Genomic DNA, 9,354 nt, shown 5'->3' with positions numbered 1-9,354 from the left:
TGGCTTTACTTAAATCAAAACCAGCTCACCGCTCTGCCTATAGAAATTGGGCGGCTGTCTCAGCTGCAAACGCTTGAATTAAATCAAAACCAACTCACCGCTCTGCCTGCAGAAATCGGGCAATTGTCTCAGCTGCAAGAGCTTATCTTAAGTCAAAACCAGCTCACCGCTCTGCCTAAAGGAGTGGGGCAACTGTCTCAGCTGCGAGTGCTTGACTTAAGCCAAAATCAGCTCACCAGACTGCCTGCAAACATAGGACGGCTGTCTCGGCTGCGATGGCTTTACTTAAATCAAAACCAGCTCACCAGACTTCCTGCAGAAATCAGGCGGTTGTCTCAGCTTATCAAGCTTGAATTAGCGGAAAATCCTTTGAAAAAAATCGTCAAAAAATAAGGCAGCGTTTTCAATTATAGAATGAACTTAAATACTTTTTAAATTAGGGTGAGTTAAAATGAAATAAAAAACTTTTAGCCATCTTATCTTTAAACGAGTAATCCGCACTTAAATCAAAACCAGCTCGCCAGTCTGTCTGTAGAAGCGGTAGAAGAATTGAAAGATTGCGCCAAAAAGAGCCGTTTTTCTCAAATAAGGCAAAGAATCCATCTCATTCTTTTAGCCAAACCAAATTGAACTTTTTAAAGTCAGTTCCAATCATGAAACGGCTCTCTTCATCTAAGGATTTTAACCGTTTCCTAACAGGTTCATTACCACTTGATCCAGCATCCAGCATAAAAGACAACTTAGAGGGTGGGCTTAGGCTTTAGCATGGATTTTATCTTTTAAGCCTGCATGTACCTTATTTGGTACGTATTAAAGCAAGGTTATAAATTTGATGTTTATAAGGAGGCTGCATAGCATGAGCTATAGATGCCAACAAGCCTCTCATCTTATAAAGTAGTTTTATTTTTTAATATTTTTAGGAGGCCAATTTGCTGCGGAAAGAAGGCCAGATTCTTGTATGTTCAGTTTTAGAAACGATAGAACCTAAGGTTAGACTTGATAAATAATATCATTCCTTCAAGCAATAGAATCAAAAAGAAGTTTAGGCAAGATCTATTTCCATCTGCTGATATCTACGCATTTGGTCACGTAGCTCTGCAGCTTCTTCAAACTGCATAGTTTTAGCTGCGCGTTTCATAGCTACTTCTAACGTTTTGATTTTAGTGCGAACTTCTTCTAAGGTAAGATACTCATGCTGGGATTCGGCCACTTTTAAAGTTTTTTTCCTTTTTTTAGACTCTTCCTCTACCTCTTCTACCAAAGGAGAAATTTCTCGATGGACAGTTCGGGGAGTAATCCCATGTTCTGCATTATATTTTTGTTGGATAGCGCGACGTTCTTGAGTGATTCTTAGCGCGTCTTGAATCGCTTTGGTTTTCTTGTCAGCATACATAATGACGCGCCCTTCACTATTACGAGCTGCTCTGCCACAAGTTTGAATTAGCGCCGTTTCGCTGCGTAGGAAGCCTTCTTTATCGGCATCCAATATGCACACTAAGGAAACCTCTGGGATATCTAGACCTTCCCGCAATAAGTTAATCCCGACTAACACATCAAATACTCCAGCCCGTAAATCGCGGATAATCTGCATTCGCTCAATCGTATCAATATCAGAGTGTAAGTATTTAGTATGTACGCCCAGTTCGTTAAGATATTTACTTAGTTCCTCAGATAGACGTTTAGTCAAAGTGGTAACAAGTACGCGGCCCCCCTTGCTCGTATGCTGATGAATCTCTGCTAAGCAATCATCAACTTGTCCTTCAGCAGGGCGCACTTCAATTTCTGGATCAAGTAAGCCAGTGGGGCGGATCACTTGCTCAATCACTTCGCCGCTAGCCTCAGCAACTTCCCAAGGACTAGGGGTCGCGGAAACATAGATCACCTGATGAATACGCTTGTAAGTTTCTTCAAATTGCAAAGGTCTGTTGTCAAAAGCAGAAGGAAGTCGAAAGCCAAAGTTAACCAGTGTTTCTTTACGCGCACGATCTCCATTACACATGGCACGTAGCTGCGGCACCGTTTGATGGGATTCATCAATGATCATTAGATAATCACCTGGAAAATAATCGATGAGACATGGAGGCGGATCACCAGGATTACGCTTACTAAAATGGCGTGAATAATTTTCGATACCCTTACAAAAGCCTATTTCTTTAATCATTTCTAGATCATAACGTGTACGCTCTACAATCCTTTGATGCTCAATATATCTTTTTTCTTTTTCATAATAGCTGGCACGTTCTTCTAATTCGGCCTTAATCGTTTCAAGAGCATGCAAACGAACTTCTTCGGGAGTGACGTGGTGGGAACTAGGATAAATAGTGATATTTTCTAGACGATGCCGTACTTTACCTAATAAAGGATCTATCTCGCTAATCTGTTCGATCTCATCCCCAAAAAACTCTATACGTACTGCCCGCTCCTCTTCGTAGGCAGGAAAAATATCCAATACATCTCCTCTAACACGAAAAGTCGCCCGCGAAAAGTCCATGTCATTGCGTTTATATTGCATTTCTACCAGATGTAGAAGAATCTCATCACGACGCCGCGTCTGACCTGTTTCTAAGGTAAGATTCATTTCGCGATAATACTCAGGAGACCCTAAGCCATAAATGCAAGAAACAGAGGCAACAATGATAACATCGCGCCTTTCTAAAAGAGAACGTGTAGCACTTAACCGCAATTTATCTATGCGATCGTTAATAGCCATATCTTTTTCAATATAAGTATCTGTACGAGCGATGTAAGCTTCGGGCTGATAGTAATCATAGTAGGAGACAAAATATTCTACAGCATTATGAGGGAAAAATGTCTTAAACTCTTGATAAAGCTGCGCTGCTAAAGTTTTATTATGAGCAATAATTAAAGCAGGTCGCTGGGTCCTAGCAATTACATTAGCAATCGTAAAGGTTTTACCCGATCCGGTGATGCCTAATAAAACTTGCGTTTTACGATCCTGCAGAACGCCTTCACTAAGCTTTTCTATAGCTTGAGGTTGATCTCCACAAGGCTTATAATCAGTTACTAACTTAAACATAAATAATTGTAGGTAGAAAGTTTAAGGAAAAATTAAGTATAACATTTTTTCTGAATGCCACAAAGCATATTTTCATTTCTGGCTGAATTTGCTTTGAAGCCTTATTTTAAGCTTTAAAGGGTTGGTAAAAGATAATAACCCCTCCTCCCTCCGTATTTGAAAAAAGCACTTTTGCTCAAGAGAGTCACTTCATAGGCATTAAAGATATTAAACGGTAAAGATATTATATTACGAACTTATATTTAGTAAAAATCAGCCCCCTCTATCTACAGAGCTAGAGCATAGCCTATCAAGCTGCAAACCTTGACAATCAGCAACTCAGTAGCCTTCCTTCAGCAAAATGATGGCTATCTAATCAGATTAAATCTTAAGTTAAAGAAAAATAGGCTGAAAAGCATTTTAGGCTCTTACTGCAAAAGCTTGTGGCTTTATTAACTGATTCGGCAAAGTAAAAAACTGATAATAAGCTTTTAAGGCGCCCTTTAGGCAATCATACTCTTAAAAAACCAGGCCCTTCAGTAAGAGAGACAGCTGAGAGAGACATAAATTTCTTCTTGAAATTACAGCTTTAGCTTTTAAAACCTGCAAAAACAGAAGATTTTAAGAATATAATGATTGAGAGGCAATTTTTTCACGACGTTCGCGAGCTATCCGAGAAATTTTATTCCAATTGCCCATTAATCCCATCGCACTGCGCATTTCTTTTACAGTGGCATTAGAAACCTCGATCATTTTCTGAGTCCCTTCATAAATAATTTCTTCGACCAAGCCCTTCTCTTCAGCAAAATATTGGCGTCGCTCCCGCAGAGGCTCTAAGAAAAGATTTAAAGCTACAGCTAATTTTTCTTTTACTTCTACGTCCCCCACCTTGCCCTCACGATAGCGTTTTTTTAAATCTTCAACTTCGCTTTTATCCTGATTGAAAATTGCATGAAAAGTAAACACAGGATTTCCTTCCACTGTCCCTGGTTGATGAGCATGAATTCTATTAGGATCGGTATACATGCTTTTTACCTTTTTTTCTACGGCCTTTTTATCATCTGACAAAAAGATACAGTTGCCTGCAGATTTGCTCATCTTTCCTTTATTATCAATGCCTACTAAGGTAGGTACATCGCTGATAGAGGCTTCAGGCATAGGAAAAACTTCACCATACAATTGATTAAATCTACGAGCTATGTCTCTTGCCAGCTCAACATGGGCTTCATTATCTTTCCCGACGGGCACTACATGGGCACGGGGCATGAGAATATCGGCAGTTTGCAGAACAGGATATCCTACCAAACCAAAGGGCACACTCTCAGGATCCATATGGGCATTGCGGGCCATTTCCTTCAAGCTAGGTAAGCCTGTTAGGCGATTTAAAGAGATCATCATTTCAAAAATAAGATTCATCTCATAAACAGCCGGTGTAGCTGATTGTAGATAAATAGTGGTTTTAGCAGGATCGATACCACAAGCTAAGTAATCTAAGACCATCTCTTTAAGATGCTCACGCATCTTTAGGATATCTTCTTTGGTTGGCTTAGTCGTTAACATATGGAGATCGGCGATAATCAGGTAACACTCATAGTGCTCTTGATAAGCTACTCGGTTTTTTAATGAACCTACATAATGGCCTAAATGTAGAAGACCTGTCGGACGATCGCCAGTAAGGATTCTTTTCTTAGCGCTTTGAGACATACCTATTATCCTTTAAAAATTCATTTCGATTTTTATTAATCCTATTTGATTAGCAAGCTCTACTAAAATGACTAGCAAAGAAAAAATTATGGCCCCTATTAACCCTTCTTTTCCCCCACCCACTTGATAAGAAGAGGGCCAAAACAGCCTATAGCGCTTAGACCATGCCATCAGGGGCGGAAACAATCCTAACAAAATCACAACCCCGAAAGCGCCGGCATACTCTAAAGCGACTAAAAAGATACGAGGACCAGATAAAGCAAAAACTAACGGCGGAATAAATGTACAGGCAAATAAAGCTGCCTGCCCTTTATGTGTTTTTTCTATCTTTAAAGCATCTCTAAGGCAATCAAAGAGGCTTAAAGAAACCCCTAAGAAGCTGGTGAGTATGGCAAAGAAAGAAAAACAACGTGCCACTAAGGCAAGGTGAGTGTTTCCTAAAACTATCGATAGCAGATAGGCCCCGTTAGAGCCATTTTCATAGCCATCTTTTAGCCCATGAACTCCTTTTAAAGGAATGATCCCTAATGTTAACAGTTCCCATAGAAGATAAACAATAAAAGGAATCAACCCTCCTACCCAAATAGCCATTTTTACGTGCGTAATATTCCTTTCCAAATAGTGGATAAGACTAGGAATAATAATGTGAAAACCAAAAGAGGTAGCCACGATAGCTACCGAAATTAGTAAGTACTTGGGATCCACATGTTTTAATAAGCTGATATCTACACAGGGAGCGAGAAATAGAACCATTATCACATACGCCATGGCTAGCCCTGCCATCAATAAGCGATTAAGATAATCTACCGAACGGGTGCCTTGATGTAAAAAGCAGCTAAAAATGATCAATAAGCAGACCGCTCCTAGCCAGACAGGTAAAGAATAACCTGTTAGCAGTTTTATGCAATCAATAATGATAGGGCCGCTTCCTGCAAGATAAGCTGTAGTTAAAGAATAGAGCAAAAACAGGTAAGTCACCCATCCAATCCATTCTCCTGGCCGTCCTAGAGTTTGCTTTGCCATAGAAATGATATTTACCTGGCTCCCCATCGCCAGGTTAACTTCGAGTAGCAAAAGAGCTGTATAGGTCATGTAAATCCAAAAAAGCGCTAGGAGAAAAATTGAGGGAAAAAAGCCTGCAAAACCTGTAATCACAGGAAGGGCTAGCATTCCTGCTCCTATAGTTGTTCCCGCTACGAGAAGTATTCCTCCCATAAGCTTATACTGGCTTTTAAGCATCCTACTTTTCCATCGTTAAGAGGTTATCGTCTGATATAATTGTAAAATAATAATGCTTACCGAAGACAAAATAATCAGCAAAAGCATAGGCTTACCTCCAGCGATGAATTGAGGTCCTTTAAAGTTTTTATGATAACGTCCTGACCACACCATCAACGCTGGTAAGATGCCAAAGATAATGACAGCCCCAAATCCGCCTGCATAATTGAGGGCTGTTAAAAATACACCAGGATGAATAAGTGAGAAAAGATAAGGTGGCAGCAGTGCTAGACTACATAAAGTAATTTTCCCGCCACTTTTTTTTGGAATTTTAAAACCATCCGCTAAAAAATCGACAAAGCTTAAGGCCACTCCCAGAAACGAAGTAACAATAGCAAAGAAAGCAAAAAATTGAGCAATATCTCCCACCCATGAAGCCCCTATTACTAGTTTTAAAGCTTGAGTCGCCATCTGCCCTTCGTTGCAGGCTACTCTTAAGCTATCTCTACCTTCTAAAGGTACAATACCTAAAATAAGCCTCTGCCATGCTAGATAAATAATCAAAGGAATAAAGCTACCGATTGCCAATGCTATGCACAAGCGTCGGCTATCCCTTCCTAAATACTGAGTTAAACTGGGTACCAGATTATGAAATCCAAAAGAGACAATCATAGCAGGGATAATGAAAAAAGCTGCTGACCAATCGCAGTGTTTTAAAAGCTTTTGATCTACATGGGAACTGCCCATAAAGACGATTAAAAGATAGGTAAGAATCAGTCCGATCATAAGCAAACGATTAAATTTGTCAACTGTCCCTGTTCCATTGTAAATCATAAGACCGAATAGAGCGCTCATTACAAGCCCCCCTACCCACCTTGGAAGATGAATGGCAAAAAACAGATCAAAAAAATCGGCAAATAGTGCGCCACTGCCTGTTACATAAGCTACCATCAGAGAGTAAAAAAGAAAAAGAAAAACTATCCAACCCACCGCTTTACCCATCTTTCCTAGCGTTCGATCAGCTAAAGATACCACATTAATATCTTCTTTAAACCAAAGGTTGGCCTCTAACAACAATAACCCTGTAGACAGCATAAAGATCCAACAGATGATAAACATGATGACTGAGGGCTTAAAACCCGCTTGCGCGGATAAGACAGGCAAGCCTAACATCCCAGCACCAATACAACAACCGGCCACTAATAAAATAGCACCTAAAATACTCCCTTGAGAAGCAAACGTTTGATTATTCATGTTTTTTCCAAAAAACAAATTAAAAGCTTGGTGATTAATAAAAAGACAAATAGTTAGAAAAAAATTATGTAGGTGATTTATTGTCACCAAAAGAAGGGTAAAAATCTAGAAAAATAAAATCGAGTACTCATAAGGCTTAGCGTAGTAAATTTTTAGTATGCTACCACTCTAGTTTTATTATTGAGAAGATAAAAATGAAGCTCCAGCTTAGGAAAATATAGCACTCCCTTGAAATTAAAAAGCTTAGAATTCTTATAAAAAAGTTTTTAATAAGTAAGAGGCTATAGAGGATTTTAACAACCTCTTCAAAATGATAAAGTATAGCGTAAAGATAGCCCCCTTGTTATTTACATTTTATGCAAATGCTTATTAATAATAAAAGCAGGTAAGGGAAACGCTTTAACCTAAAAACAAGCTCTAAAGTGGAAATCGCTTTCACTTAATTATCTGGTTTTCAGATGCTCAGAAAATTTTTCTAAACTCTTTGCTTGAAATGATGCTTTTCCACCCGCCGTTGTTCCTGGCCCATTCTTCCCATGTCATATCCTTCAAAATCGACAAACTTAAAGAAACGCTCAAAAGCAGGAAATTTTTCACAAACTTGGCGAGCCATACTTTGGGCAATAAAACGATAGGTAGGATGGCCTGCAGCAGCAGAACGCAACTCACACATCCACTGGAGGGCGCGCAAGTTAATCTGAAAATACCATCTTACATTATAAGCCATAGGAACTACATACTGGGCTTCTTCAGGAAATTCCGTCGCGATTGCCTGGTAAGCCTCTTTAGCTTTATGCATGGCCATTGTGTAATCTTCTTCCAGAGAAGTACCCGAAATTTCAGGAGGGATGTAGTAGCCATAATCACAGCCTAGTAACTGGCGTTCTTGCGTAAGTAGACGATGACGATGGAGGTCACGATAAGCACCAAAATCGGTAATAAATTCGAAAGTAAAATTAGCATGTTCAAGAGCACGGGGAGATTTATGTCGTCGATTTTCGCGCGCGTTACAGCCCGCATCTAGGATGCGAATTAACTCTTCTTCTGGTAATCCCAGGCAATGCTGCCACAGATCCACTAAACTTTTATTGCTATGCGAAAATAATAAGGCAGCAGCTACTTTAATTACGGCATCCTGATCATCGCCTATTAAACGAACACCTGGCTCACTACTTTTTTCAGGATATCCTACGTTAAGATTAGCGACCACCTGAAGATCTGTTTGCATAGCTTCAAAAAATCTACAAAAGTTTTCATGGGTCTTGTGGGTAGATTCAGCCCTACGCACAAAAGAAGGAATTACTTTAGATAATTCATCGCACATTCTTTTTCCAATACCTTGCATTTCCGCTAGATTGTTACAATGGAGCTTATGGATCATCTGCTCATAAAAACGTCCATTGCCAAAAATCCCCATATTAGTCAAGGTTCCTGCAGGCAACAAGCCTCTCAAGCAATCTAATACCTTCGCTCTTAAAGCCGCTGTATAAGCCGTCTTTGAAGCAGTGGGATGATAAGGAAACTTTTCTTCAAACAATTGAGTTAAAGGCGGGATAAGCTTAGAGTAAGTTTCAAAAAGCATATTGCAAGTGTTTACATAGGTATCTCGATAAGCAGAAGTCATTAAGATGGGCTCGCGATAAAAAAGGTACTCTCCCTTAACTTTTTGATCAAAATAAATATAGCGTGTAGATTTCTCCAAAGGCGAGCCTCCTATGCGACAGTCTTCAATAAACTTAGCCGATAGCATAGAAACATTTTCAATGGCTATGTGAGCTCCTCCTAGCTCTCCTATAGAGTCATCTCCATATCCATCCAAAATGCGATCATAGAAATTTTGCGCTTTTTTGATAGCTAAAGACTGGTCGTTATCCTGCTCTGAGTGCTCCTTATCTGCCCCAGCAATAGTTAAAAATCCCGATTCTTCTTCATTGGAGATAAATTCTTTAAGTAATAGCGAACGCAGGCCTAAAGTAGAACGCGAGTAGCGTGAAAACAAAGCTCCCTTGATAACCTCAGGAAGATTACGAAGAACGAAAATATGACCACTTGTGTTGGTTACATAACGTTCCAAAATTTTACGTTGGCTTTCTGAGAATTCTTCATAGTCATCTAATAACATACTTTACCCATGAATAGATTTTGCTGGATGGCAAAATTAT

Annotated in this window: 6 protein-coding genes; 1 reads left to right on the top strand and 5 read right to left on the bottom strand. The window is 39.6% G+C overall.

Annotated features, from left to right (window positions below):
- Window positions 1-393: leucine-rich repeat domain-containing protein (locus tag NEOC95_RS04780; RefSeq protein ID WP_213151912.1), on the top strand; the 393-nt coding region annotated here is incomplete at its 5' end.
- A 649-nt stretch (window positions 394-1,042) separates the two neighbouring features.
- Here the strand turns inward: NEOC95_RS04780 and uvrB are convergent.
- The 5 genes from uvrB to NEOC95_RS04755 form a co-directional block, all read right to left on the bottom strand.
- The gene (gene uvrB / locus NEOC95_RS04775) at window positions 1,043-3,037 is read right to left on the bottom strand and encodes an excinuclease ABC subunit UvrB (RefSeq protein ID WP_166158438.1); all 1,995 of its coding nucleotides are present in this window, start codon (window positions 3,035-3,037) and stop codon (window positions 1,043-1,045) included.
- A 600-nt stretch (window positions 3,038-3,637) separates the two neighbouring features.
- Window positions 3,638-4,720 carry a tryptophan--tRNA ligase gene (gene trpS / locus NEOC95_RS04770; protein WP_213151910.1) on the bottom strand — a complete coding sequence of 361 codons (1,083 nt, stop codon included), beginning with the start codon at window positions 4,718-4,720 and terminating at the stop codon, window positions 3,638-3,640.
- Between the two features lie 12 nt (window positions 4,721-4,732).
- On the bottom strand, window positions 4,733-5,959 hold the full coding sequence (locus NEOC95_RS04765; RefSeq protein ID WP_213151908.1) for an amino acid permease: 1,227 nt from the start codon (window positions 5,957-5,959) through the stop codon (window positions 4,733-4,735).
- Window positions 5,960-5,974: 15 nt separating this feature from the next.
- Complete coding sequence (locus NEOC95_RS04760) at window positions 5,975-7,192, bottom strand: amino acid permease (RefSeq protein ID WP_213151901.1); 1,218 nt, start codon at window positions 7,190-7,192, stop codon at window positions 5,975-5,977.
- Window positions 7,193-7,667: 475 nt separating this feature from the next.
- Complete coding sequence (locus tag NEOC95_RS04755; protein ID WP_213151899.1) at window positions 7,668-9,314, bottom strand: FAD-dependent thymidylate synthase; 1,647 nt, start codon at window positions 9,312-9,314, stop codon at window positions 7,668-7,670.
- Between the last annotated feature and the right edge of the window lie 40 nt (window positions 9,315-9,354).

The sequence above is a fragment of the Neochlamydia sp. AcF95 genome, from assembly GCF_018342455.1.
Lineage (GTDB): Bacteria > Chlamydiota > Chlamydiia > Chlamydiales > Parachlamydiaceae > Neochlamydia.
Note: the sequence above shows the minus strand (reverse complement) of the source record. Positions and strands in the feature narration are given on the sequence as shown.

Bases quoted from the DNA above. Each gene is read 5' to 3' on its own strand.
- uvrB (WP_166158438.1), bottom strand. From the start codon at position 3,037: ATGTTTAAGTTAGTAACTGATTATAAGCCTTGTGGAGATCAACCTCAA.
- trpS (WP_213151910.1), bottom strand. From the start codon at position 4,720: ATGTCTCAAAGCGCTAAGAAAAGAATCCTTACTGGCGATCGTCCGACA.
- NEOC95_RS04765 (WP_213151908.1), bottom strand. From the start codon at position 5,959: ATGCTTAAAAGCCAGTATAAGCTTATGGGAGGAATACTTCTCGTAGCG.
- NEOC95_RS04760 (WP_213151901.1), bottom strand. From the start codon at position 7,192: ATGAATAATCAAACGTTTGCTTCTCAAGGGAGTATTTTAGGTGCTATT.
- NEOC95_RS04755 (WP_213151899.1), bottom strand. From the start codon at position 9,314: ATGTTATTAGATGACTATGAAGAATTCTCAGAAAGCCAACGTAAAATT.